This is a genomic window from Ectothiorhodospiraceae bacterium BW-2, from assembly GCA_008375315.1.
Classification (GTDB): Bacteria; Pseudomonadota; Gammaproteobacteria; order Thiohalomonadales; family Thiohalomonadaceae; genus BW-2.
Genome location: CP032507.1, coordinates 3,046,800 through 3,072,576, shown reverse-complemented (window position 1 = coordinate 3,072,576; position 25,777 = coordinate 3,046,800). Strand labels below are relative to the sequence as shown.

The following is a 25,777-nucleotide window of genomic DNA, read 5'->3' as shown; positions in this document are numbered from 1 at the left end:
TGCCATACTACCCATTGAATTCGTCTCAACTATTTGATTTTTTGCACTATTCGATCTAGCAAATCGAAAGATGGGTTAGCAGCGGCCAGTATTATCGTCGCCTTTCCGCTGGGGTTTCTCTGGGCCTTAGGACGGCGTTCAGAGATGCCGCTCGCTCGCAGTGTGAGTGTGATTCTTATCGAATTTTTTCGCGGAGTGCCGATTTTAGCGCTCTTTTTTATGGGTTCGGTCATGCTGCCGCTCTTCTTTCCGGAGGGGACGACTGTCGATAAGCTGCTGCGAGTCTGGATTGTGCTGATTCTGTTTATGTCGGGCTATATGGCCGAGGTCTATCGCAGCGGTTTTAACGCCATCCCTAAAGGGCAGTATGAGGCAGCTGATGCGCTCGGTCTAAGCTACTGGCAGAAGATGCTGCTTATCATTCTGCCGCAGGTATTGAAAATATCAATTCCTAATATTCTCGCCACCTTTATCATGCTATTTAAAAATACCACCTATCTACTGATTATCGGCATTTTTGAGGTGTTAAGCACGACCCAGACCGCGCTCAGTAACTCCAACTGGCTCGGTGGCCACGCTACCGAAGGGTATCTATTTGTAGCACTGGTTTTTTGGTGCGTCTGTTTTGGCATGTCAACCATTGCCCGCTCTATTGAACGCAAACTTAAGACCGATCACCATTAAAATTGACAGGAATAGAGAAGATGATACAGTTTCAACCCAATGATCACACGACCCCAGAAGAGGTCATTATTATCCAACAACTCAATAAGTGGTATGGTAATTTTCATGTGCTAAAAAATATCGATCTCACCGTCCATAAAGGGGAGCGCATCGTTATTTGCGGCCCCTCCGGCTCGGGTAAATCGACCCTCATTCGCTGCATTAATCGGCTAGAGGAGTTTCAGACCGGCTCACTAATTGTCGATGGGATTGAGATGATTGAAGATGTCAAAAATATCGATGCCATAAGGCGCGATGTCGGCATGGTGTTTCAGCACTTTAACCTCTTTCCCCATCTAACGATTATGGAGAATCTCTGTTTAGCCCCGATTTGGGTTCAAAAACGGCCTAAGCAGGAGGCTGAAACGCTAGCGATGAGCTACCTAGAGCGGGTTCAGATCCACGATCAGGCCTATAAATACCCCGGTCAACTCTCCGGTGGTCAGCAGCAGCGGGTGGCAATTGCCCGCTCACTCTGTATGAATCCAAAAATTATGCTCTTCGACGAACCGACCTCAGCACTCGATCCGGAGATGATTAAAGAGGTACTCGATGTCATGATAGAGTTAGCCGATGAGGGGATGACGATGCTCTGCGTCACCCATGAGATGGGCTTTGCCAAAAGGGTCGCCGATCGGGTGATCTTTATGGATGGGGGTGAGATTGTGGAGCAAAACGAGCCCGAGGCCTTCTTTAGCACCCCCCAAGTTGATCGCACCCAGCAGTTTTTACAGCAAATTTTGAACCACTAAGTTATCTATCTTAGTTCGCCCCTAACCAGATCTGTTGAGCGTTAACAAACATCTTTATACCGTGCGGCCCTAACTCACGCCCATAACCGGAGCGCTTAACACCGCCACTAGGGAGGCGGGGGTCGGTTTTGACAATGCCATTGACTGCCACTTGACCGCTCTCGATCTGGGCGGCCATCTGCTCCCCTTCGGCCACCTTAGCGCACCAAATACTAGCACCGAGACCATAGGGGGTATCATTGGCTAGCCGCAACCCCTCTTTCGCATCGGCCACTGGAGTAACGACAGCAATGGGGCCAAATGTCTCTTCACAGCTCACCACCATATCGGGTGTCACATCGGCTAGCATCGTGATCGGATAGAAGAGCGCCTCGCCGATCGGCATCTCGCCACCGAGCAGTAAACGGGCACCCGCCTCAATAGAGCTAACCACTTGACGATGGAGTCCCTGCCGTAGCTCGGCACGAGCAATTGGGCCGACATCGGTACTCTCTAGCTTAGGATCACCGAGTTTGAGCTTGGCAAAACGACTGTGGAGTCGCGCTAGCATCGGCTCATAGACCGCCTGCTCGACCAATATCCGTTTAGCGGCAATACACGATTGGCCGGCGTTAATAATACGAGAGAGGACAATCGTATCGGCAGCCCGCTCTAGATCGGCATCGGCTAATACCAGTGTCGGATCGGAGCCGCCTAGCTCTAAAACGCACGGCTTGATCTCTGAGGCCGCCGTGGCGGCAATGTTAGCGCCAACTCGATCTGAACCGGTAAACGACACCCCCCTCACCGCTGGATGGCGAATAATCGCTTCGACTGAACGGCTGGTCACAGCCAGATTGGTAAAGACCCCCTCAGCCACTCCCGCTTGGGTAAACGCCTCAGCGATGCGTTCGGCACAGAGCGGCACATGGGAGTCGTGTTTCATCAAACAGGTATTGCCCGCCATCAAGGCCGGTGCGGCAAAGCGAAACGCTAGCCAGAAGGGGGCGTTCCACGGTAATACCCCCAAAATAGGCCCTAACGGTAGATAGTGGACATAGCTTAGAGCGGCATCGGAGGCGATCTCCTCTCGCGCTAGATAGCTCTGTGCATGTGCGGCGTAGTGTTCGGCACACCAGACCGACTTCATCACCTCTGCTCGCGCCTCTTTAATCGGTTTACCCATCTCCTCTACCATTGGCAAGGCAAAGTAGTCGATACTATCACGCATCACCTGCGCCACTTTTTGCATCAGCTCGGCCCGTTCAGCAAATGAGGTATCGCGCCACGAGTGACGATAGGTCGCTAAGGCGAGCTCAATTTTGGCCTCTAGCTGCGCTGAACTATCTTGCGGACACTCATAGACAACACTGCCATCGAAGGGGTTAATCGACTGTAGGACTCCACTCGACATAAATTGCTCCTGCTCTACTCTATTTGGTAACTATTTTTTGGGTGGCTTGCTAGCTTTTGCTTCTAGGTTAGATGCCGCTTCCACCGCGATCTCCCCCTTAACCGGAGCCGCTTTCGGCCCCTGATCGGACTTAATGGTAAACTCCTCGGTCATACTAAAGAACGATTCGCACCCATCGGCGGTGACTCGAAGCGTATCAGATATCCCACAGGTCTTTTTACCCTCAACCCCCCAGACCCAAGGAATTAGGTGGAAGGTCATCCCCTCGCGCAGTACCGTCGGGTTGCCGTGGGCAAGACTGAGAATATAGCCCTCATCCCAACTCGGCGGAAAGGCGATGCCGATAGAGTAGCCAGAGCGGGTGATCAAAATGCCGTGATCATCATCGACGGTAATTGTCTGTCGAACCAGATTATCGAGATCGGAGACGCTAATGCCGGGGCGAATCAGCTCTTTGGCCTTAATGAGCGCCTTTTGGCTCCGCTCTTGGGCATAGGCCATTTTGTCATCTAACTCCCCTAAAATGACTGTCCTCATCATCGCGGTGTGGTATTGACGGTAGCAGCCGCCCACCTCCAAAAAGACATGCTCTCCGGGCAAGACTTTACGCCCCTCCCAAGTCGCGTGGCCTATCATGGTGCGCGGCCCTGAGGTGACATAGGGCATGACCGCCGGTGGCTCGCCACCCGCTTTAAACATGGCCGAGGCGATATCGGCGGCAATATCGTTCTCCGTCACGCCGGCACAGGTGGCCGCAATACCGGCCTTCATCCCCGCCTCGGTCGCTTTAGCTGCCTGACGCATAATCTCGATTTCGAACTTCGATTTGATAATCCGCCCCTCCTCCACAATCCCGAAACAGTCGTTTAACTGACCGCTTGTGAGAGAGTACTGGAGCGAATCTTGCTGATAGGCGGGTAGAAAGTAGCTATTGCGCTCAAAACCGATCCGCTTATTAGCCAGCCCCATCTCTTTCATACTAGCGACTAGCATCTGAATCGCATCTTCGGTATCGGCAAAGGGGCGGACGATTTCAACCCAAGTTCGCTCATAGACATTGGAGGCCTCCAACCGCCGAATCACCATAAATGGCTCCCCCTCTAGCGGCACCACCAGCGCCTGAAAGAAGGAGTAACCGGTGGTTTTATGGCCGGTTAGGTAGTAGAGGTTCTCCGGATCGGAGACGATGACCACCTCTAGCAACCGCTGCTCCATTCGTGCCCGCAACTCATCCAGACGGCGCTTATACTCCTCAAACGGAAAGACTAAATCATCGCGCTCTAACACAGCTCTGCTCCTGACAGTTCAGCCGCTACAGCGGCGGCAAAAATATCCAACCCCTGCTGTAGTTCAGCCGCCGGAATCGTTAAAGGTGGAATAAATTTGAGAATATTGCCCCGCCCGCCGCAGGCACCAATTATCAACCCACTCTCGAAGCAGCGCTTAGCAATCGCTTTGGTCACCGCCCCTTCGGCAAACTCTACCGCCTGAATCATCCCTCTGCCGCGCACCTCTAACCCGGTGTGATGAGCGGCAACACTGTCAAGACAGTGGCGCATTGTCGCCCCCTTATCGGCGACCTGCTCCATCAGCTCGCTGTTATCGAAGTAGCCCAGCGCCACCCGACCGGCGACAAACGATAGCCCCTGGCCACGAAAGGTGCCGGTGTGCTCACCTGGGTGCCATAACTTATCGTATTCGGGCTTATTGAGCGTCATCGCCAGCGGCGTTCCAAAGCCACCCAGCCCCTTCGCTAGCACGATAATATCGGGGTCAAGCCCCATGCCATCAAAGCTAAAGTAGCTGCCGGTACGACCACAGCCGACCTGAATATCGTCGATAATCAATAGCGCACCGCTATCCTCTGCTAACTGCTGCACCGCGTGGAGCCACTGCCGACTGGCGACTCTCACCCCCCCTTCGGCCTGAATTGTCTCTAGCAGAAAGGCCGCCGGTGGCTCAATGCCAGAGGAGGGATCGTTAAATTGTGCCCTAAGCTGCTCTAACGCGGCCATGCCACACCCCATATCGCAGCTAGCACACTTTCGTTCGCAGCCGAAAGGGTGTCGCAGCACCCCCTCTAACGCGACTCCAGAGGCGTTACGAAAATAGTGGTTAGAGGTGCAGGCGAGGGAACCGAGGGTCATACCGTGAAACGCTTGGGTAAAAGCGACCACCGTTTCGCGCTGTGTCACTCGCCGCGCCAGCTTGAGCGCCGCCTCAACCGCATTCGTGCCGGTAGGGCCGGTAAACTGCATTTTATAGTTCATATTGCGCGGTTTAAGGATCGTTTCGGCGAACTTCTCGATAAAATCGCGCTTAGTAGTGGTGTACATATCGAGACTATGAGCTACGCCATCGGCCTGCAAAAACTCGATCATCGCCGCCTTCATCGCGGGGTTATTGTGGCCAAAGTTAAGCACTCCGGCACCGGCAAAGAAATCGATATAGCGCTTACCGTTCTCATCGATCATCACCGCATTCGAGGAGGATTGAAACACCGTCGGCACCGCGCGACAGTAGGCACGAATATCGGACTCCCAAGTGGTAAAAATGTCATCATTAAGCACCATTCACTCTCTCCCTCGACTCACTAACTCACACACTATTAAAACTGACTCACCTAACAACATCACACTATCGTCTCTAGCCCCGCCAACCGCATCAAGACTCTAGCAACGGGATCGATGAGACGATCATTAAAATCGTAACCGGTATTGTGACAGGCTGCCTGATGGTGACTCTCACCATCATCACTACCGATAAGGGCAAAGGCACCCGGGATCTGCTGCAGATAGTCGCTAAAATCTTCTGAGGCCATCACAGGCGTTGCAAGAGAGCTCTGCCACGCCTCACCCAACACCTGCTGTAGCTGACAACGCATCTGAGCGGCAGCAACGGCGTGGTTAATAGTCGCCTCATAACGGCTACCGATAGTCGCCTCTGCGACCACGCCATAACTCTGCGCGGTCGAGGTGGCGATCTCGACAATCGCCTGCTCGGTGATCTCCCGAGCCGCACGATTCGAGACCCGAAAGCTCCCCTCAACCTTAGCGCTATCGGGCACAATCGTCACCCCGCTACGAGCATCAATTGAGGTGACCGAGACGACAACCGACTGCTGCGGTGCCAGACGGCGGCTAACAATCTGCTGTAAATTGAGCGTCATGGCCGCAGCGGCCAAGACCGGATCGCGGCACAGTTCGGGCTGACTAGAGTGCCCGCCGTGGCCGCGAATTTCGATATGAAAGGTGCCGTTACCGGCCATCACCACCCCATCGGGGCAGAGAGCCTGCCCAAAAGGGATCGCCGGCCAGTTGTGCCAGCCAAAAATCAACTCAACCCCCTGTAGCGCCCCCTCATCGATCATCTTTTTAGCTCCATGCCCCCCCTCCTCTGCCGGCTGAAACAGCAGCGATACCGGCCCCGGTAGGCTCGATTCGTGCTGTTTTAGCCCCATCGCCGTCGCCAATAGGGTAGCGGTATGGCCATCGTGGCCACAGGCGTGCATCGTCCCGGGGGTTTGGGATTGGTAGGGGAGCTTGGTCTGCTCCTGTAGCGGTAAGGCATCAATATCGCCCCGTAGCGCGACATGAGTCCCTGAGGCGGCAGGTGCCAGCGTCGCCACTGTGCCTGTGGTAGCGCAGGGACGCCAAGCGATGCCCAATTTGGTTAACTGTTGGCGGATTAATGCGGCAGTGCGATGCTCCTGCCAAGTCAACTCGGGCTGACTATGGAGCAAATGGCGAAAAGCAACCGCTTCAGCAACGCGCTTAGACCACCCTTGAGACACAACACCACCTACTCTTTCGTTAACAAATTAATAAGCGCTTACTTTACCCCCTAATTGGCTCTATTTCCAGTCAAAATCGGGATTTTTTTTCTTTGCATGCAAATTAAATTTAAGCACCAAACAGTGAATAGGCTCAAGTAAGCTCGATTAATCTCGATTAAGTTCAATAATCTCAAACGCCATGGTGGCCAAATCACCCCGAATGTAGCTCGCTTTCGGGCCGATACCGGCTGTCGTGCCGGGATTAAGCAGCAGCGTCTGCCCCCGACTATGCTCGATAGTCTCTATTTTGGCGCGGTGATCATGGCCACAGCAGACGATATCCCACTTACCGGTGAGCGCCAACGCTTCGGCGTAGTGGGGGTAGTGAACGAGAAAGATACGCTTACCGGCAATCTCTAAGCCGGCATCTTGGCCGTGGTAGTGGATATGGCTCCCCGGCTCCTGACTGAGCATAAACATCGCGTAAGTATCGCCCCTATTGTTACCGTGAATGACATGCACCGGAATCTTTAGCGGTAGCAGGGGTCGTAGTGCCGTCGGTGCGACCACATCGCCGCAGTGGAACACCATCTTAGCCCCCCAAGCGATCGACGCCTCGACCGCCGCTGTCAGCATCGGGCGGTTATCGTGGCTATCGGAGACGATACAGACTCTCATAACCTCCCCCCCTCCTTACTCCCACGACGACCACGCAGCCACTCGACTAGCCGCTTAAACAGACTCCCTACTTTGGGACGATCCTCATCGTTAAAGGGGATCGGGCGCATCAACTCCATCGCCCGCATACCGATAATCAGCGTATAGAGTCCGACACTCGCCCCCTGCATCAGTTTAGGCGACAGAGTACCGAGTAGCTGATTCGAGACAGCCTCCTCCCAAAAATCGCCTAAAAGTTCGGTAATACTGGTAAAAAGCAGATAGCCGAGCATCATTTTACCTAAGCGGTAGCGCCCGACTGCCGAGGGTCGTACCCCATAGATTTGCGCCACCTCATCGACCATCACCAGCGAGCGCCACAGCGCAATTAGCACATCAAACAGCGCCAAGGGGCTTAACGCCACCGCCACCCCGACTTGGCGACTGTAGCTATTAATCCGCTTTAGGGCGCGGCGATCGAGCTCGGCTAGATAGTGACCCGAAAGATGGTTAATCGTCTCGACATTATTGTTATAGTCGGGCATCTCCGCTAGGGTCGTCTGCCAATAGCTATAGTGCGGCTTGCCGTGGTAGAAGCTATCGAGCCTTTTTAGATAAGCGGTGGCCTCGCCATATCCCCGGCTTTGGCGCAGCTCAGTTGCCGTCGCTCGGAGCTGCTGTAGCTGCTGTAGCTCCCGCGCCTGTTGCCGAAAGCGACTAAGAGAGAGCAGGGTGAGCAGGGTGAGTAGCAGCAGTAGCCCCATCACCGCCATAGCCGCATAGTGGCTCCATTGATAGAGTGAGGTGAGCACGAGAGAGAGCTCCACCCCGCCCCAGCCGAGCAGTGTCAGTAGCAGCGTCAGTAGCAGCGGTTTTATAAAGTGGTTGCGCATCGGTTCCAATCGGGTCAGCGGCTCTTCGCCTCGGGGCGTTAAGAGTAGCTCCAGCCCACTGTCACCGCTGACAGGTTCCGGTCGCTGCAACAGTTGGTTATCGATGGGAATAAAGTAAGGATCGTGGTTGACAGCCATTACAGTTTATCTCCAATCAGCTCACGAATAACACTATCGAGACGAATATGCGGCAGCGTCCCGCCCTGTAGCAGCTTCAATCCTGATGGGGGGAGCAGTCGTCGCAGCACCCACCCCTCAAACTGCTGCCACTCTGCTGCGGAGGGGATATGGTCCGGAATATCAGGATGGCTTAAATAGCCCGCCACTCCCCCCTCAACTTGCCCCATTAACATCTGCCGCTGTTGATGAGTGGCTTTGGTGGTCGTCCGTACCGCCGACACCGCCTCGGTATGGAGTTCGACCTGTTCATAGCTAGCGCGACGGTAGGCCTCATGTACCATTGTGCCGGTTAGCACCCGAATATTTTCGTGCTGATCGGGCAGCACTTGATCAATTTTGGAGGCGACAAAGATCACCTTTTCGACCACAGGGGCGAACAGCCGCCGAATCAGACTATTTTGGCCATAATCAAAGCTACCTAGCACCTGAGTGAGTCCTAGCTGCATATCCTCCAAATGCCCCTCGCCACCATTGAGCGCCTGCAGCACATCGACCAGCACTAGATGGCGGCTCACACGACTAAAGTGGTCGCGATAGAACGGTTTGACCCAATGCTCACAGTAGTGTTGATAGCGCTGCTGCATCACCCCGAGCAGACTCTGACTCGGCACGCGAGCTAACTCCTCTGCTCCGTAGCGGTGCAGCTCTAACAGCGGCACAAAGGGGAAGAGCGACTCTCGACTGGTCTTATCCTCCAACAAAAAGCGCCCGGGCTGAATCACATTCAGATTCTCCGCCCGACAGCGCTTTAAGAAGGCCAAATAGCTACGATAGTGGCGCTCAATGTCGTGCTCATCGAACGGCGCTAAAGGATCAAGTCGAGCCAAATCATCATAGAGCGAGCCCAATAGCGTCTGCCGTGGCTGCTGACTAAAGAGCGACTGACACTGCTCGCACCACCCCAGATAATCGACCCCCAACAACGGCAGATCGAGCAGCCACTCGCCCGGGTAGTCGGTAATTTCGATATAGAGTCTTTCGTAACGCCGCCCTAACGCCGACATCACCCCGCCACGGGGGCGGCAGCGCAGCTCCAACATGAGGGTACTAATCCCCTCGGTCGGATCGGGCCAGCGCGGCGGATCGTCGCTTAGCGCCCGAATGCCTTGGTCATAGGGAAAACGGGGCAGACCGTTACCCTTCACATCGATCAGCTCCACGCCAATGAGGCGATGACGGGTATCGGGTGGTAGTGCCGTTAGTTGGGCATTTTGAAAGTGGCGTAGCTGGTGGATAAAACTAGTTAAAAAGGTCGATTTGCCGCTACGACTAAAGCCGGTGACACCGAGTGTCAGACGCCGCTCTAGTAGTCGGTCAACAAACTCATCGGTACGATCTCTCACGCCGTCAAACCAGCGCTGTACGCCAGAGTGTGGTAGGTGGGCCACGGTCACAACTCCCTGTTCGATTCGATTAAACTCAACTTTTGCGATCACCCTCCGGTGACAGGTGGAAAGAAGGCGATCTCATCGCCACTCTCTACCCTGTCGTGCAGCGAGCAGTAGTCCTGATTGCGCGAAGTGAGGGTGTGAGCCGGCATAGGCCGCCCCCCCGAGGCCATTAACCAGATATCAGCCACCGTAGCGCTCTCGCCAATCTCTACCGTTGCCCCTTCGCAACCGACCTGCTCCCTCAGCGAGGCAAAAAATTTTACTCTAACGGTCATTCTTACTCTCCCCTCTTTATTCGTTGCCCCTTGGGCGATTATACTCCCCCCTCCGGTGGCTGACAGTTTGACCTCCGGACGGGGCGGCCATTGTACCCCAAATAATTCATCCTAACCAACGGAGTGACGAGCTTATGATACCGGAGAAGGTGCGCTATCTCATCGACTTTATTCTGCCACTCATGGCGGCCACACTCGACTATCTACTGTTAACGATGCTAGGGGGGGAGTGGATCGACAACCACGAGATGCAGGCGGTAGTGATTGCCCATGCCACCGTCACCGCGCTGGTCGTCGCTGCGATACCACGAGCAATTATCGCTGCCAAACTGCAAGAGGGGTTCGCCATCTTGCGCAATGAACGCGCCTGCCTACCACACGAACTACCGTTTCGGGCGCTATTTGGCAACCAGATCGCCTACTGGGTACCACTGGCTCAACCGCTAGAGACCACCATCTGCTTCTATACCCCTAACGAGTGGCGCTATGTGACCGTCACCTTTGAGCGTCGCCTCTCGGCTGATGATATGGGGCGTAGAGTCGCCGCTCGCTTTAACCGCATCGAAAAGGAGCTAGAGGAGCAGCTACAGCGAACTCTATTTGCCGCCTCCAAACGAGACCCTAGCTTCGCCGACTTTCTAGCTGAGGGTCAGCTCATGAACGATGACGATATCAACACTCTAAAGAGCAAGCTGCTATCGGTGGTCGAGAGTAGCCCAGTGCCGGGAGTCGAGTACGGCATTCGCCCCGAAACGATCCATCTGAACCTTAAGTCGGTCAGGCGCACCCCCCACACCCAGCAAGCTAGCGCCGATCTTAAGAGCAACGATCCGCTAGCGCTGAAAGATTTTGATCTCGATGCTATTTTTGATGGCCTTAAACTAGCGGGTCGTTAGGGTTCGGCTCTGGCGGCTGCAGCGGTAGCGCTTCGTGATCAACAAACCAGTGGTTAGGTCGAATCTCGGTGACCGGAAAGCGCTCTCCGGCACGAATGCGGCGAATAATCTCCCGCTTACCGGCACCTCGGGCGATCACGATCCGTTCTCGGGCGCTACGGAGCCGAAATAGCCCCAAAGAGATGCGATTAGGGGGCGGTTTAGGGGCATCATAGATCGCCACCACACTATCTTTGCTCTCTAGCGCTGCGCTATCGTCAGGAAAGAGGCTGGCGGTGTGGCCATCCTCCCCTAGACCGGTGACAACCAGATCAAACGGTACCACTGAAAAGAGTTTACGCCGCATCGCCGCAGCCCCGTTTTTTGGCCCCCGCTCCGCCATCATCGGATGGAACTGGTCGGGACTAAAGGCCGGCTGCTGCTCAAGCATGTAGGTAAAGAGTTGATCATTGCGCTCAGCACTCCCTTTACGAACGCAACGCTCATCGGTCAGATAGAACTCAAACCGCTCCCACGGCAGCTCTCTGTCGAGTAGCGCTTCGACGATCGGTTTTGGGGTCGTCCCCCCAGGAAGTACCAGATGGCAGATCCCCCGAGCACGGATCGCCTCTAGGGCAGTCTCAGCCATTTTGGTCGCAATAAGCCGCGCCCAGTCGGTAGGATGGGTGGCGATATGCCAAAAATATTTATGTCGTTGTTGCATGATAGCGATAGACTCACACTCAGTATTGAAACTAGACTGGGCGATACCAGCCATTAATACAGTCATTTAATAGCTGATCCATACCGGGAATATCCCAAGTCGCCGCTCGATAGCGATTAATAGAGAAGTGTTGTGACCAGTGCTGCATAATCGGCTCGACCATTCGCCACGAGTTCTCGACCTCTTCAGCGTGGGAGAAGAGGGTCGCCTCTCCGAGCAGCACATCGTGAAGTAGAATCTCATACGCATCGTAGATATGGTTCTCATCACTCTGATAGGGGGCTCGCATCTCCAGTCGCTGCATATCGGTCGTTAAGCCGGGTAGTTTAGCGTTCATTCGCAGCGTCATCCCCTCATCGGGCTGCAACCGAAAGATAAGGGTATTAGGATGGGTAGCGAGCCGATTACTCTCGCCAAAGAGGTTGTGTGCCGGCTGCTTAAATCGAATCACCACCTCTGAGACCCTTTTCGGCAGCCGCTTACCACTCCAGAGCACAAACGGCACTCCGCGCCAGCGCCAGTTATCGATATAGAACTTAACCGCCGCAAAGGTATCGGTCACCGAATCGGCCGCTACCCCCTCTTCGGTACAGTAGGCCCGAATCGGATGACCGTCACTATCGACCCCTGAGGCGTATTGCGCCGCTAAGGTCTGTTTGGGCACATCCTCTGGCGTAAGCGCTCTAATCGCCCGTAATACCTTCACCTTCTCGGCCCGAATATCGTCGGCGCTAAAGGCGACTGGCGGTTCCATCGCCACTAGCGTCATCACCTGCATCAGATGGCTCTGAATCATATCCCGCAGGGCTCCTGCCTTCTCATAGTAGGGGGCGCGATACTCCACACCGAGTGTCTCGGCGGCTGAAATCTGGATATGGTCGATATAGTTACGGTTCCATAGGGGCTCCAGAATCGAGTTTGCAAAGCGGAACACAAACAGATTTTGCACACTCTCTTTGCCCAGATAGTGGTCGATACGGTAGATTTGCGTCTCTTTAAAGTATTGCCACAAAATTCGGTTCAGAGTGAAAGCCGATTTGAGATCGTGACCAAACGGCTTCTCGATCACAATGCGACGATAGCCATACTGCTCATCGGCGAGTCCAGCCTCCCCGAGTTGATTGATCACCGTCTCATACCACTGCGGCGGAATAGCGCAGTAGAAGAGTGCCGGTTGGGCATCGTGATAGATCTTCAGTGACTCAGCCAACTGTTGATAGGTCGCCCTCTCCTCCAATGCCCCCTCGACCGGGACTAACATCGCCTGTAGCTGTTCTACCTCAGCGCGGGTCGGTTTCGGTGCTGGGGAGTAGTCTAACAGCGCCTGAGCGATACTCTCTCGCCAGCTATCGACCTGACCTCGTACCACGCCGACAATCTGGCTATCGGGGTGGAGCAGACCGCAGCGCAACATTCGTAACAACGCCGGCATGAGCTTGCGCTTAGTTAAGTCGCCGGTCGCCCCAAAGATAACTAAATTAGCCGGTGGTGGTAGCTGCGCCGCCCCCGAGCCACAGTGGCAGTTCGCATCAGTGGCCATCTTTAACTCCTGTGACTCTCAGGCTCTGCCGGTTTAGTCGCGTGTCCCCCAAACCCCGCTCGCATCGCCGCCAGTGCCCGCCCTGCCAGCGAGCTCTCCTGACGGGAGCGAAACCGCATCATTAGCGCCAGCGATAAGACCGGTGCCGGTACGGCGGCATCAATCGACTCCTGCACAGTCCAACGCCCCTCACCAGAGTCGGCCACCCAGTCACTAATCTGCTCTAAGTGGGGATCGCGTTGCAACGCATCGGCAGTTAGGTCGAGCAGCCAAGAGCGCACCACACTGCCGTGCTGCCACAGCTTAGCTATCTGCAATAGGTCGAGCTCAAACTCCTGTTTCGCATCCAACAGCTCCAGCCCCTCCGCCAGCGCCTGCATCATGCCGTACTCAATGCCATTGTGGATCATCTTGGTATAGTGGCCGGCACCGGCCGGGCCGACATGCCCCCACCCCTTATCCTCTGCCGGAGCGAGCGATTTCACCACCGGCTCAATCAGGGCGAACGCCTCTTTCGTGCCGCCACACATCATTGAGTAACCGTTCTCCAACCCCCAGACCCCCCCTGAGGTTCCGGCATCAATAAAATGGATATCAAGTCGTTGCAACCTCTCAGCGCGTCGCTGCGACGCTTTATAGTTAGAGTTGCCCCCATCAATAATCACATCACCGCGATCCAGTCCGGCATCAATGAGCTGCTCTATCGTCTCATCGACCGCCTCGTAGGGAATCATTAACCAGACGACTCGTGGTGAGGGAAAATCGTTCACCAACTGCTGAAAGTTATCGCAGATGCTGATATTAGCCTCCTCAGCCGCTAGCGCTTCGGCGGTCTCACGGCTACGCGCATAAGCGAGCACCTCATGCCCTGCGCGAGCTAAGCGCAGCGCCATGTTGCCACCCATTCGACCCAGTCCAATCATTGCCAATTTCATGGTGTTACCCTTTACTCCGTTCGATTAATAGACCAACTGTTTGCAAAATTGCGCTTATAGTGGCAGATTAAAGGGCACAAAAAAAGCCTTACCATGACAATAAACCCCACGATGCGGAGAATAGAGGCCCCTAAAATGAGCCAGCCTACACTGCTTATCTGTACCAAACGGCGTCGCCACTCCCCCTCCTGCCACGCTCGCGGTGCAGAGGTTGTCGCGACACAACTAGAGCCGTTACTACAGCACCACTACCCCCAGGTTACAATGGAGCGGATCGCCTGCCTCGGCCACTGCCAGCACGGCCCCAATCTGCGTCTGGTGCCCAATGGACCGCTACTGCACCATATCACCGAGACCGAACTCCCCCGCCTACTCGAACTAATGGCCCACTGGCTACAACAACAGCCATGAGACTATCTCGCCCCACCCTACCGGCAGCACTGCTCTTTTCAATCCTCTTTACTAGTGCGATTGTGGTTACCGGCTACGGTATTTTCCACCTCGAACGCAGTAATCGTCAGCTCGAACAGCTCTTTGTTCACCAAGATCATGTTAGCCAGACTATTTTGCAGATGCGTGATATCGGCCTAGAGCGAGTCTTTATCATGATGTTTATCACCACGAATAACGATCCCTTTGTGCGGGAGGAGTATCTCACTCGCTATCGCTATCTCGCCTCCAACTTTATTCAGCTAAGGGAGCAGTTTGAAGCGCTCACTCTCGTCGAGTCGCAACAGCACGCCTTTAACCAACTCCTCTCGACCGTGCGCCGCGCCTCTTTCAATCAGGATCGGGTAGTGCGGCTATTAGAGGAGGAGGCGACTCCTGAGGCGTTAAGAACCGGGGTTTATGATGTGATTCGGGATCAATACCGCCTGACACAAGCCTTTAACAATCTGTTTGAGACCACCCGACACCACATCAATACGACCCAGCAGCGACTGACCGAGAGTAACCGTAACAGTATCTATATCACGCTGCTAGTCGCGTTCGGCCTCTTTCCTGTGACACTGCTATTGGCGATCTCCATTCTCCTGCAAACAGCTAAAACCCAACAACAGCTCCTAGCGGAACAGCACGAAACCATGGTGGCAAAAGAGGAGCTAGAGGAGCTTACCGCCGATCTGGAGCGATTAGTGACCAAACGCACTTTTGAGTTGCAACAGAGCAATGCAGATCTACAGCAGACTATTAACCACCTCCAGACTGCGCAGCAGCAGCTAGTGCAGTCGGAGAAGATGGCCTCTCTTGGCAATCTAGTTGCTGGCATCGCCCACGAAATCAATACCCCTATCGGGGTCGGCCTAACCGCCACCACGAGCCTAAACGAAGAGGTCGCTCAAATTCGCCACCAATTTGATCACAACAGCCTCAAAAAGGGCGACTTCAGCCAATTTATTAGCCATGCTGAGCAGGCGTGCCATATTTTACAGAGCAACCTGCAACGCGCTGCCGAGCTGATTCGTAGCTTTAAACAGGTCGCTGTGGATCAAGGCAGCGATCAGTGGCGTCAACTCGGACTACGACACTATATTGATGAGATCACCCTCAGCCTGCGCCCCAAACTAAAACGGCGTCTGATAACGGTTGAAAACCAGATTGCCGCTGATCTCAGCCTCTATACCCATCCTGGGGCCATCTACCAAATGATTAGCAACCTGATACTAAATTCACTCATCCACGCCTTTAACGAAGATGAGACGGGCACTATTACAATAGACGCCTACCGCAGCGACGCTCATCTCACGATTGAGTATCTCGATAATGGCCACGGTATGGATGAAACCGTGCAGCAGCACCTGTTTGACCCCTTTTTTACCACCCGTCGCCACAGCGGGGGTAGCGGATTAGGGCTACATATCGTCTATAATCTAGTTACTAGTACGCTACAAGGTTCTATCACTGTGAGCAGTCAAGTCGGCAGTTATAGCCGATTCCAAATACAACTACCCGAAAAGAGAGAATGAGTATGAATCCGGAGGAGGATGAGATAATGTTTTCTAACGATAACGAAGAGGAGGCGGCCACCCGCCCCCCTTCACCGAGCCGCTCTGTCGTGCCCGGCTGGAAGCTGCTACTGGTCGATGATGACAGCAGTGTGCACGATGTCACCACTTTAGCGCTGAAAAACTTTGAGTTTAATGGCCGGCCACTCCACTTTCTGCACGCCTACTCCGCCGCTGAAGCGCTAACGCTGCTACAGCAGGAGCAGGATATCGCGCTGGCACTTATCGATGTGGTGATGGAGACCGATCATGCCGGACTCGATTTAGTGCGTCACATTCGTCACGATCTACAAAACCGCACCACTCGGCTAGTGCTGCGTACCGGCCAGCCGGGACAGGCCCCGGAGCGCTCTATTATTCGTGACTACGATATTAACGACTATAAAGAGAAGACCGAGCTCTCATCACAAAAGCTCTATACCACCGTTATGGCTGGGCTGCGCTCCTATCAGGATATTATGGCGCTAGAGGCGAACCGGCAGGGGCTGCACCGCGTCATTAACGCCTCCAGAGAGCTGTTCCGACCGCAGCATCTGCCGGAGTTTATTCAGGGGGTGCTACAACAGCTAGTTGCGGTACTCTACCTCGATAAAAACAGCCTCTTTGTTCACACCGGCTGCTTTGCTATGGAGTGTGACGATGAACAGAATCGCATTACGGCCGCCACAGGTGACTATGAGGCCTATATGAACCGCGATCCACACGATGTCTTTGATGACGACATTATTAACGCTATCGATGCCTGTTTGCAGCATAAACACGACATACTGACAGAACACCACTACACCGCCTACTTCAGTCCCGCTAATGGACGAGAGGGAGTCCTCTACCTCACTACCCCGCACCGTTTAAGCAATATCGACTATGAGCTAGTAAAGCTCTTTTGCCACAACGCTAGCATCGCCTACCAAAATATCGTGCTGCGTGAAGAGGTAGAGCAGACTCAAAGCGAAATTGTCTATATGTTAGGGGAGGCGATTGAGCGCCGCTCCAAAGAGACCGGTAACCATGTCTATCGTGTCGCCGCTTACAGCGAACTACTCGCGCGTCTAGTCGGGCTCGATGAGCAGTTATGTCGGCGGGTACTCATCGCCGCGCCACTACACGACTTTGGCAAAATCGGTATCCCTGACGCTATTTTGCATAAACCCGGTAAGCTCGACAGTGAGGAGTGGACTATTATGCAGCGACACGCCGAAATCGGTGGCGAACTGCTCGGCCGCTCCAAACGAGATGCTATTCGTCTTGCCGCCACTATCGCCCGCCAACACCACGAAAAGTGGAATGGTAAGGGCTACCCGCTCGGACTAAAGAGCGAAGAGATCGAGCTTACCGCCCGCATTACCGCTCTAGCTGATGTGTTTGACGCCCTACAGAGCAAGCGCTGCTATAAAGAGCCGTGGAGTATCGATAAAACCATGGAGTTAATTACCCGTGAGGCGGGAGAGCACTTCGATCCGAAACTAGTTCAGCTACTGAAAGAGAATCTAGCCCTGTTTATCGCGGTACGGGAGCGCTACCCCGATCCTGACTAAGCGCTAAAAACTTTGTCACCACAGCCAGAGCGTGCCAAAATCCTAGCCCAACCCCCACTTAAGTTACCAATCTGTTAAAGCAAGGAGCAACCGACTATGCCTACCTACCGTTCCCATACCTCTACCCAAGGTCGTAATATGGCCGGCGCTCGCTCACTCTGGCGTGCGACCGGTATGAGTGATGATGATTTCAATAAACCGATTATCGCCGTCGCTAACTCCTTTACCCAGTTCGTTCCCGGCCATGTTCACCTAAAAGATTTAGGGCAACTGGTCTGTCGAGAGATAGAGAAAGCGGGCGGGGTCGCCAAAGAGTTTAATACTATCGCCGTCGATGACGGCATCGCTATGGGGCATGATGGTATGCTCTACTCCCTCCCCTCACGGGAGATTATCGCCGATGCAGTGGAGTATATGGTCAACGCCCACTGCGCCGATGCGTTAGTCTGCATCTCCAATTGCGACAAAATCACCCCCGGCATGCTCAATGCCGCCATGCGACTCAATATTCCGGCCATCTTTGTCTCCGGTGGGCCGATGGAGGCGGGTAGAGCGGTTATTAACGGCCAAGAGGTCGCGCTCGATTTAGTCGATGCGATGGTCTCAGCGGCCAACCCTGAACAGAGTGATGAGACCGTGGCAACCCTCGAACGCTCCGCCTGCCCCACCTGCGGCTCCTGCTCGGGAATGTTTACTGCTAACTCGATGAACTGTCTGACCGAAGCGCTAGGGCTGTCACTTCCCGGTAACGGCTCCATCGTTGCGACCCATAGCGACCGCAAGCGGCTCTTTCTGGAGGCGGGGCACATTGTGGTTGCACTGGCCAAACGCTACTATGAGAGGGGGGATGAGTCGGTACTCCCTCGCTCCATCGCTAACTTTAAGGCGTTTGAGAATGCGATGTCGCTCGATATCGCCATGGGGGGCTCGACCAATACCATCCTGCACCTCTTAGCCGCCGCGCAGGAGGGGGGGGTTGACTTTACCATGGCCGATATCGACCGCCTCTCGCGCCAAGTTCCCCATCTATGCAAAGTCGCCCCGAGCACCCAGCAGTACCACATGGAAGATGTCCATCGCGCCGGCGGGGTGATGGCCATTCTAGGCGAACTCGATCGCGCCGGCTTGCTCCATAGGGATGTCCATACCGTCCATGCCCAGAGCCTCGAAGAGGCGCTAGCGCTGTGGGATATTCGGTTAACCGCTGATAACAAGCGGCTCGACTTCTACCGCGCCGCCCCCGGAGGCGTCCTGACCACCGAGCCCTTTAGTCAATCCAACCGCTACCCTAGCCTCGATAGCGATCGTGAACGGGGGTGTATTCGTGCCAAAGAGCACGCCTACAGCCAAGATGGCGGCTTAGCGGTACTCTACGGCAATATCGCCCTTGAGGGGTGTGTGGTAAAAACAGCCGGTGTCGATGAGTCGAATCTTAAATTTAGTGGCCGAGCACGCATTTTTGAGAGTCAGGATAGTGCGGTAGAGGCGATTTTAGGCGATCAAATCGTCGCCGGCGATGTGGTGGTTATTCGCTACGAGGGGCCGCGCGGTGGCCCGGGGATGCAGGAGATGCTCTACCCGACCTCCTATCTAAAGTCGAAAGGGCTCGGCAAGGCGTGTGCCCTCTTGACCGATGGCCGCTTCTCCGGCGGCACCTCCGGCCTCTCTATCGGCCATGTCTCCCCTGAGGCCGCCGAAGGGGGGGCGATTGCTCTCATTGAAGAGGGCGATAGTATCGATATCGATATCCCTAACCGCACTATTAATGTACGCCTTGATGAGAGTGTGCTTGCGCAGCGCCATCAGACGATGAGCGCGCGAGCTACCCCTTGGCAGCCAGCTTCAGCTCGTCGCCGTCAGATCTCCTCAGCACTAAAGGCGTACGCCGCGCTCACGACTTCAGCCTCTCGCGGTGCTGTGCGTGATGTCTCGCGCGTTGGTTGATTTATCGACCGCTTTGCCAAATAATGGCTCTATAACGGCTGCAACAACCAGCTTGCTGCTCAAACCGGCCGCTATATTAGGATGACAATAATCGAAAGAGGACTATAGGATGTTAATATTGACCCGTCGCGTTGGTGAAACCTTGGTGATTGGTGACGATGTCACCGTCACGGTACTGGGGATCAAGGGAAATCAGGTCAGAATCGGTGTTAACGCCCCCAAGGAGGTATCGGTACATCGGGAGGAGATCTACGAGCGAATCCAAAAAGAGCGCGGAGAGGAGAGCGACGGTTAATTTTACTCCCTGCGCCAGTAACGCGGCTGCTGCTGCCGATAGCGCTCCGGTTTAGAGTCGGGGCAGTGCGCCCCGAGACAGAAGGTCACCGCCCCCGACTCGGCGGTGACCACCATCTGACTCCCTACGGCGCGATAGCGCTGCACCACATCAGCATGGGGAAAACCGTAACGATTGCGAAAACCGCTCGGAAAAACCACCCACTCGGGTCGAACCTGCTCAATAAAGTCTGTTGTAGAGGAGGTACGACTACCGTGGTGTGGTGCTAACATCATGTTTGCCTGTAGCCGCTCCCCATAACGCTCGACTAATCGCTGCTCCATCTGCTGTTCGATATCGCCGGTCAGTAGCCCCCTCTCCCCCCCTGCCGCCTCAATCAGCAACACACAAGAGCGATTATTCTCCGATAACCGATCATCCTCCCGCTGCGGCGCAAGTATGGTGAACGCCACCCCATCGTAGTGCCACTGCTCTTTAGCCAGACAGCGACGAACATTGTGCCCTAGCCCTCTAACATCATCAGAGCCCACCACCTCAGCTACCGGTAGCTGCTGTAGTAGCGCTGCCGCACCGCCAACATGATCGCTATCGCCGTGGCTGAGAATCAGCCGATCGACTCGCTGATGGCCTCGCCACTGTAGATAGGGCAGAATAATCGCCGAACCGCTATTAAATCCAGAACGAAATCTAGGGCCGGTATCGTAGATCAACAGATGGCGCTCTGTCTCGACCACCACCGCTAGCCCCTGCCCCACATCGAGTACCGTCACCGTCGCCGAGCCATAATCGGGTCGTGAAGGGGTGTAGCTCAGTAGCGGTAACAACAGCAGCGCCCCTAACCAACGCGCCGGCCAGCCCCTTGGCAACAACAGCCACACCACCCCAATCAACGACAGCAGCAGCAGCGGCCACGGTAGAGCGCCGTGCTGCCACGGTTCGAGCCATTGCGCCAATCCCCGCAGCGTCTGTAGCAACCACTCTAACTGCCGATCTGACCAGAGTAGCAGCCAAGCAGCGAGCCCCTCCCCGCCAATCAGTAACAGCAGTAGTGCCAATAACAGCGGCGGCACAATTAGCAGCGTGACCCACGGCACAGCAAAACTGTTAGCCAGTGGCGCGAGTAGCGATAGCTGACCAAACAGCAGCAGTAGCAGCGGCACCATCCCCCAAAAGAGCCACCACTGTAGTCGCACCATCGCCAGCAATGGGTTCACAAGCGGCGCAGCGCGGCGTTGATAGCGTCGATAGCGCTGTTTTAGCGCCAATAAAATAAGCGCCACCGCAGTGAGCGATAGCCAATAACCGACACTAAGTGGCGCGTAGGGATCGATAATCACCAGCCCCACAGCCGTCACAGTCAACCAGTGGCGCTTTAATAGCGGTCGCTGCCACCACCACGCCAGTGCGACCAGCAGCAGCATAAAGAGCGCTCGCTGGGTCGGGATCGAAAAGCCGGCTAGCGCCGCATAACTGATCGCCGCTAACGCCCCCAAGATCAGCGCTAGCCGTCGCGGTGCTAGAGGCGGCGTCAACCAGTGCGGAGAGAGACGCCACAACCAGCTCACCAACACGATGACCGAGGTCGCCACCGCACCAATATGGAGGCCAGAGATCGCCAGCAGATGGCTAGTTCCAGTCGCAATGAGTAGCTGCCACTGGCTATCACTCATCGCCGAACGCTCCCCTAGCGCTAGCGCCGGCAGCAGCGCCGCACTCTCCGAAGAGGGCATCACCGCCTGCAACCGCTGTAGTAGCCGCTCTCTAAAGGCTAGGAGTGAGCCCGCCTCTGCCGCCGCCAACCGCTGCGGGGTAAACTCCCGATCCCGCACATAGCCGGTCGCCACCACCCCCTGTTGCCAAAGCCAACGCTCATAATCAAAACCACCCGGATTAGCCATGCCCCGAGGCGGTTTCAACCGTACCGCCATCCGCCAGCGCTCGTTGGCTCTAACCTGAGGCCCAACCTCCCCCTCACGCGCATACCAACTTAAACGGATCCGCCCCTGCCAAGAGTTCTGCTCTATCGACTCAAGCGCCACTATCCAGCGCTGACGATAGCCGTGATCTTCGACTAGGGAATCGACTCTCCCCTCGATAATCACCGTCTCCCCCAGCCACTGAGGCGGCAACTGCTGCGTTAACTGCAACGAAATATGCCACCCAACCCACCCCAAGCCGAGCAGCAGCATCACCCCATAACGCCCAAAACGACACCGCTGAGAGAGCGTCAGACCGAGCCATAACAGCAGCAGCAACCCCAACTCTGTTAGCCACCACCTAGGGTCAAGTTTCGGCCACCACGGCAAGCTGTGACCCAAAAGCACGCCGACCAAAAATAGCGCTGCTGTTATCATACAACCGACATTGTCCGTTCGCCCCTATCTGTTGTTATCTCGGGGGGCAGGACTGGTACGCCTGCCCTAAATCACTGGGATGAAAAAGAGCAAAAAACTATTTGGTCAACCGATAAGGTAAGACTACACTAAGGCGACCAGAGGAGAGCAACCACCACTACCACCACCACCACCATGCCTAGACTGTTTATCAAACGAATGATGCCGAACAATGATACCATTCGTAACCACCAACAACTTCGCCACTTAGCGCCATGGCTAGCCGATCCTAAACTATGGCACCTTAACCGTCGCTCGGCAGCGGGTGCTGTTGCCACTGGGCTCTTTATCGCTTGGATTCCAATACCGTTTCAGATGGTGCTAGCGGCACTGGTGGCGATTGTGTTGCGCATCAATATGCCGATTACCATCGTGTTCGTCTGGATCAGTAACCCGATTACTATGCCGGCGATGTTCTTTTTCGCCTACAAGCTAGGGGCACTGCTACTCGGCCTAGAGCCGAAACCGTTTCAGTTTGAACTGAGTTGGGAGTGGCTCTTTTACAGTATGGGAGCGATGTGGCAGCCGTTTCTACTCGGCTGCTTCATCTGTGGTATCTGCTCTGCTGCGGCCGGTTTTTTAGGGCTGCGTCTCCTCTGGCGTCAAGCGATCTTAAACCACATCAAGGCTCGAAAACTGCGCCAGAAGATAGCGTTAAAGATCGACTGCCCAAAATAGTCCGCTCTACCACTCCCCTTTAGCGCCGCGCTCCATAATCTCCAAAATAAGGGTCTTAACCTGCTCGGCCTCCCGCTTCAGCTCCGGCGGCAGTGGCGCCCCGCCATAGATCATTAAATCCATATTGAGCGCAATGAGCCACAGCTTACCCTGTTGATCTTCTAGTAGGGTAATTCGGCAGGGGAGATAGGCCGAATAGTCGTCGTTATAGTCGATCATCTTTTTGGCGATTAGCGAGTTACAGAACATATAGATCTTGGCAAAACGGTAGGTCTCACCCGTTTTAGCCTCAATGTCTTTATAGATGGGTAGCTCGCCGACATTGCTCATGTTCTTCTCATTAGCTACCATACGCATGGTCTCTTCGACATCTTCAGCACTTAGCCCCTCGGCTACCGGCACCTTCCAGATCGTCGCGGTCGCCGCATCTTTGCTATGCCGTAGTTTATCTACCAGCTCAGCATAGACTTTAGCAGCGTCAGGATCAAACTCCCCCAAAAGCTGGTTATACTGGCTATAGAGGTACCCCCCCAGTAGCAGTGCCACTAGCCCGATTAATGCCAACAGATTGCGTAAAATCGCCATATTACTCTCTCCTTCGGTTCTCTCTTAACTATAATGGTAAAATTTAGAACCGGAATTTTACTCCAACCATCACGCTAATGCCAACGCAAATGGTGCTGACAGCCTCCCCCCTCCCCGACAATAATCTTTGACAGTTTGCCGTTGACCTTCTAATCTATTGGCAATATCTGTTCACACACATCGGAACGATTGGGAATAGGGAACATTAGGGTGATGTTGATTTTGGGCATAGGTAACTCGCTGCTAAGCGATGAGGGGATTGGCTGTCATGCTATCCGCTATCTGCAGCGCTCACCTCTGCCGCCATGGCTGCGCTGTATTGATGGTGGTACGATTAGCTTTCCACTTGCCGCCGAGATAGCCTCGGCAGCGGGAGTGGTGGTCATTGACGCGGCTCGAATCGGATCTCCCCCCGGCAGCCACCGTCTGCTACAGGGGGAGGCGATGGATCACTTTTTAGAGCATCAACACCGCCCGACAGTCCACGAGGTCGGTCTGCGTGATCTGATCTACATGGGTAAACTGAGCGGTGATCTACCCACACGGCGTGCGCTGTTAGCCGTCGAGCCTGAATCGATTGGGTGGGGTGAGGCGCTCACCCCCGCCGTTCAAACCGCATTACCGACTATCTGTCAGCAGGCGCAACAGCTAACACAGGTGTGGTACGATGAGCTCGCTTGATGCCATTACCATCGAACAGGAGCCTTGGCCTGAGTTTGAGCTCGGCCACAACGCTGAGGCGATTTTGATGGAACTGACTGAACGACAACAGCACTATCTCAGTCATGGCGAAAGTGGCGCTATCGATCTACGCACCCTCCCCCTTTCGATCGCTGAACGGGAGAAGTTACGCTACATTCTTGGTCACGGTGAAGTAACCATTACCCTCAATAGCTGTGGCCGCTCCGACATTTATGAGACCGCCATCGCCGGCATCTGGTGGTTGAGCCACTATAACGAAGAGGGGGAGCTGCTAGCTGAGCAGCTAGAAGTCACCCCGTTACCGGCGATTGTCGCTACCGACAGAAGTGAGATAGCTCTAGCGCAACAGCTACTGCGCCAGCGAATTAAGACCGAACTACCCCAGGCAGCAGACGAAGGAGTTAATGATGAAACAGACTGCTAATGCCGCCCGACCAACCCTGACAGAGCGTATGCAACAACAGGGGATATCTCGGCGCGGATTTTTGAAATTCTGTACAGCGATCACCTCGGCGCTAGCGCTCTCACCGGCATTCGCACCGCGAGTGGCCCACGCGCTAGGCAGCACTAGACGCCCCTCGGTGATCTGGATGTCGTTTCAGGAGTGCACCGGCTGTACCGAATCGATACTCCGCTCCCACTTTCCCTCCATTGAAGGGCTAATTTTCGACCAAATTTCGCTCGACTACCACCATACGCTACAGGCAGCTGCAGGCCATCAAGCAGAGGCGGCGCGAGAGGAGGCGATGGCGCAATTTGACGGCGAATATCTCCTCTTAGTCGATGGTTCCATCCCCTATGGCGATGAGGGGGTTTACTCCACCATCGCCGGTATCAGTAATCTACAGATGTTACAAGAGACCGTCAGAGGGGCTGCGGCAGTGATTAGTATCGGCACTTGTGCCGCCTACGGTGGCCTACCGCAGGCCAAGCCTAACCCGACCGGTGCGATGGGGGTTGAGGAGCTAATGAATTTGGGAGCGATAGAGCGCAAGCCGCTAGTTAATGTTCCCGGCTGCCCTCCCATTCCATTAGTGATGACCGGTATTATCGTCCACTACCTCACCTTTGGTACCCTGCCGGAGCTTGATCGCCTCAATCGCCCTAAAGCCTTTTATGGCGATACGGTTCACGATCGCTGTTATCGGCGCACCTTCTACGATCAGGGCAAATTTGCCGAAACTTTTGATGATAAGGGTGCCCGACTCGGCTGGTGTCTCTATAAACTCGGCTGTAAGGGGCCGACCACCTATAACGCCTGTGCGACGCTAAAGTGGAACGATGGTACTAGCTTTCCGATTGAGTCGGGCCACGGCTGTATCGGCTGCTCAGAGCCCGGTTTTTGGGATGCAGGCAGCTTCTACAAGGCGCTCTCGGTACCGATTGCCAATGAGTCGATGGCGGGAGTGGCGCTCGCTGTCGGCGCCGTTGCCGGTGCCGCTACCGCCTACCACAGCCACCAGCAACGACAGCAGGCGCGTACCGATCACGAAACTGTCTCAATTCATGAACTGGAGAAGTAAACC

24 protein-coding genes and 1 pseudogene are annotated in these 25,777 nt (G+C 54.9%); 12 read left to right on the top strand and 13 right to left on the bottom strand.

Translation table 11 applies throughout. From position 1 onward, the window contains the following. Window positions 1–13: 13 nt before the first annotated feature. Window positions 14–684, top strand: a pseudogene (locus D5085_14595) (amino acid ABC transporter permease). A gap of 20 nt (window positions 685–704) precedes the next feature. Continuing rightward, entirely contained in the window at window positions 705–1,475 is a 771-nt protein-coding gene (locus tag D5085_14590) for an amino acid ABC transporter ATP-binding protein (GenBank protein ID QEP44243.1), read from the top strand. A 10-nt stretch (window positions 1,476–1,485) separates the two neighbouring features. On the opposite strand, the gene D5085_14585 is transcribed toward D5085_14590, so the two are convergent. The 8 genes from D5085_14585 to D5085_14550 form a co-directional block, all read right to left on the bottom strand. Further along, window positions 1,486–2,868, bottom strand: a complete 1,383-nt coding sequence (locus D5085_14585) for an NAD-dependent succinate-semialdehyde dehydrogenase (GenBank protein ID QEP44242.1) — start codon at window positions 2,866–2,868, stop codon at window positions 1,486–1,488. A gap of 30 nt (window positions 2,869–2,898) precedes the next feature. After that, window positions 2,899–4,155, bottom strand: a complete 1,257-nt coding sequence (locus D5085_14580; GenBank protein QEP44241.1) for an aminopeptidase P family protein — start codon at window positions 4,153–4,155, stop codon at window positions 2,899–2,901. Next, a complete protein-coding gene (locus tag D5085_14575; GenBank protein QEP44240.1) occupies window positions 4,149–5,441 on the bottom strand; it encodes an aspartate aminotransferase family protein in 1,293 nt (430 codons plus the stop codon). The genes D5085_14580 and D5085_14575 overlap by 7 nt, the downstream gene beginning before the upstream one ends. Before the next feature lie 59 nt (window positions 5,442–5,500). Beyond that, window positions 5,501–6,661, bottom strand: a complete 1,161-nt coding sequence (locus D5085_14570; protein ID QEP44239.1) for an amidohydrolase — start codon at window positions 6,659–6,661, stop codon at window positions 5,501–5,503. 147 nt (window positions 6,662–6,808) lie between these two features. After that, entirely contained in the window at window positions 6,809–7,321 is a 513-nt protein-coding gene (locus D5085_14565; GenBank protein ID QEP44238.1) for a metallophosphoesterase, read from the bottom strand. Beyond that, entirely contained in the window at window positions 7,318–8,331 is a 1,014-nt protein-coding gene (locus D5085_14560) for a DUF697 domain-containing protein (protein QEP44237.1), read from the bottom strand. The genes D5085_14565 and D5085_14560 overlap by 4 nt, the downstream gene beginning before the upstream one ends. After that, entirely contained in the window at window positions 8,331–9,809 is a 1,479-nt protein-coding gene (locus D5085_14555; protein ID QEP44236.1) for a YcjX family protein, read from the bottom strand. The genes D5085_14560 and D5085_14555 overlap by 1 nt, the downstream gene beginning before the upstream one ends. After that, the gene (locus D5085_14550; protein QEP44235.1) at window positions 9,806–10,039 is read right to left on the bottom strand and encodes a MoaD/ThiS family protein; all 234 of its coding nucleotides are present in this window, start codon (window positions 10,037–10,039) and stop codon (window positions 9,806–9,808) included. The genes D5085_14555 and D5085_14550 overlap by 4 nt, the downstream gene beginning before the upstream one ends. A 134-nt stretch (window positions 10,040–10,173) precedes the next feature. Here D5085_14550 and D5085_14545 point away from each other — a divergent pair, with 134 nt between their 5' ends. After that, window positions 10,174–10,935 (top strand): hypothetical protein, encoded by a 762-nt coding sequence (locus D5085_14545; GenBank protein QEP44234.1) that lies wholly within the window; start codon window positions 10,174–10,176, stop codon window positions 10,933–10,935. On the opposite strand, the gene pgl is transcribed toward D5085_14545, so the two are convergent. Genes pgl through gnd form a run of 3 tightly spaced genes read right to left on the bottom strand, consistent with a single transcriptional unit; the run spans window position 10,916 to window position 14,113 of the window. Next, window positions 10,916–11,704: a 6-phosphogluconolactonase gene (pgl, locus tag D5085_14540; GenBank protein QEP44233.1), complete on the bottom strand. Its 789-nt coding sequence runs from the start codon at window positions 11,702–11,704 to the stop codon at window positions 10,916–10,918. The two genes, D5085_14545 and pgl, sit on opposite strands and share 20 nt — an antisense overlap. Beyond that, a complete protein-coding gene (zwf, locus tag D5085_14535; GenBank protein ID QEP44232.1) occupies window positions 11,670–13,178 on the bottom strand; it encodes a glucose-6-phosphate dehydrogenase in 1,509 nt (502 codons plus the stop codon). Before zwf ends, pgl begins: the two co-directional genes overlap by 35 nt. A 2-nt stretch (window positions 13,179–13,180) precedes the next feature. Beyond that, window positions 13,181–14,113, bottom strand: a complete 933-nt coding sequence (gnd, locus tag D5085_14530) for a decarboxylating 6-phosphogluconate dehydrogenase (protein ID QEP44231.1) — start codon at window positions 14,111–14,113, stop codon at window positions 13,181–13,183. 135 nt (window positions 14,114–14,248) lie between these two features. Here gnd and D5085_14525 point away from each other — a divergent pair, with 135 nt between their 5' ends. The 5 genes from D5085_14525 to csrA all read left to right on the top strand — a co-directional run bounded on the left by D5085_14525 (window position 14,249) and on the right by csrA (window position 19,893). After that, window positions 14,249–14,524, top strand: a complete 276-nt coding sequence (locus D5085_14525; protein QEP44230.1) for a (2Fe-2S) ferredoxin domain-containing protein — start codon at window positions 14,249–14,251, stop codon at window positions 14,522–14,524. Next, entirely contained in the window at window positions 14,521–16,080 is a 1,560-nt protein-coding gene (locus tag D5085_14520) for a hypothetical protein (GenBank protein ID QEP44229.1), read from the top strand. The genes D5085_14525 and D5085_14520 overlap by 4 nt, the downstream gene beginning before the upstream one ends. Further along, window positions 16,077–17,654, top strand: coding sequence for a DUF3369 domain-containing protein (locus D5085_14515; protein ID QEP44228.1), 1,578 nt, complete (start codon window positions 16,077–16,079; stop codon window positions 17,652–17,654). The genes D5085_14520 and D5085_14515 overlap by 4 nt, the downstream gene beginning before the upstream one ends. Before the next feature lie 96 nt (window positions 17,655–17,750). Beyond that, window positions 17,751–19,598 carry a dihydroxy-acid dehydratase gene (locus D5085_14510; GenBank protein QEP44227.1) on the top strand — a complete coding sequence of 616 codons (1,848 nt, stop codon included), beginning with the start codon at window positions 17,751–17,753 and terminating at the stop codon, window positions 19,596–19,598. Window positions 19,599–19,707: 109 nt separating this feature from the next. Then, complete coding sequence (gene csrA / locus D5085_14505; protein QEP44226.1) at window positions 19,708–19,893, top strand: carbon storage regulator; 186 nt, start codon at window positions 19,708–19,710, stop codon at window positions 19,891–19,893. Window positions 19,894–19,895: 2 nt separating this feature from the next. Here csrA and D5085_14500 read toward each other — a convergent pair whose 3' ends face one another. Then, window positions 19,896–22,247 carry a DNA internalization-related competence protein ComEC/Rec2 gene (locus D5085_14500; protein QEP44225.1) on the bottom strand — a complete coding sequence of 784 codons (2,352 nt, stop codon included), beginning with the start codon at window positions 22,245–22,247 and terminating at the stop codon, window positions 19,896–19,898. Between the two features lie 174 nt (window positions 22,248–22,421). On the opposite strand from D5085_14500, the gene D5085_14495 reads away from it, so the two are divergent. Continuing rightward, window positions 22,422–22,964, top strand: a complete 543-nt coding sequence (locus D5085_14495; protein ID QEP44224.1) for a DUF2062 domain-containing protein — start codon at window positions 22,422–22,424, stop codon at window positions 22,962–22,964. Between the two features lie 6 nt (window positions 22,965–22,970). Here D5085_14495 and D5085_14490 read toward each other — a convergent pair whose 3' ends face one another. After that, entirely contained in the window at window positions 22,971–23,549 is a 579-nt protein-coding gene (locus tag D5085_14490) for a DUF302 domain-containing protein (protein ID QEP44223.1), read from the bottom strand. A gap of 213 nt (window positions 23,550–23,762) precedes the next feature. On the opposite strand from D5085_14490, the gene D5085_14485 reads away from it, so the two are divergent. The 3 genes from D5085_14485 to D5085_14475 are packed head-to-tail and all read left to right on the top strand — an operon-like array spanning window position 23,763 to window position 25,774. Further along, window positions 23,763–24,230, top strand: coding sequence for a hydrogenase maturation protease (locus D5085_14485; GenBank protein ID QEP44222.1), 468 nt, complete (start codon window positions 23,763–23,765; stop codon window positions 24,228–24,230). Further along, window positions 24,217–24,675, top strand: coding sequence for a hydrogenase expression/formation protein (locus D5085_14480; protein QEP44221.1), 459 nt, complete (start codon window positions 24,217–24,219; stop codon window positions 24,673–24,675). Before D5085_14485 ends, D5085_14480 begins: the two co-directional genes overlap by 14 nt. Further along, window positions 24,659–25,774 carry a twin-arginine translocation signal domain-containing protein gene (locus D5085_14475; GenBank protein ID QEP44220.1) on the top strand — a complete coding sequence of 372 codons (1,116 nt, stop codon included), beginning with the start codon at window positions 24,659–24,661 and terminating at the stop codon, window positions 25,772–25,774. The genes D5085_14480 and D5085_14475 overlap by 17 nt, the downstream gene beginning before the upstream one ends. Window positions 25,775–25,777: the final 3 nt, after the last annotated feature.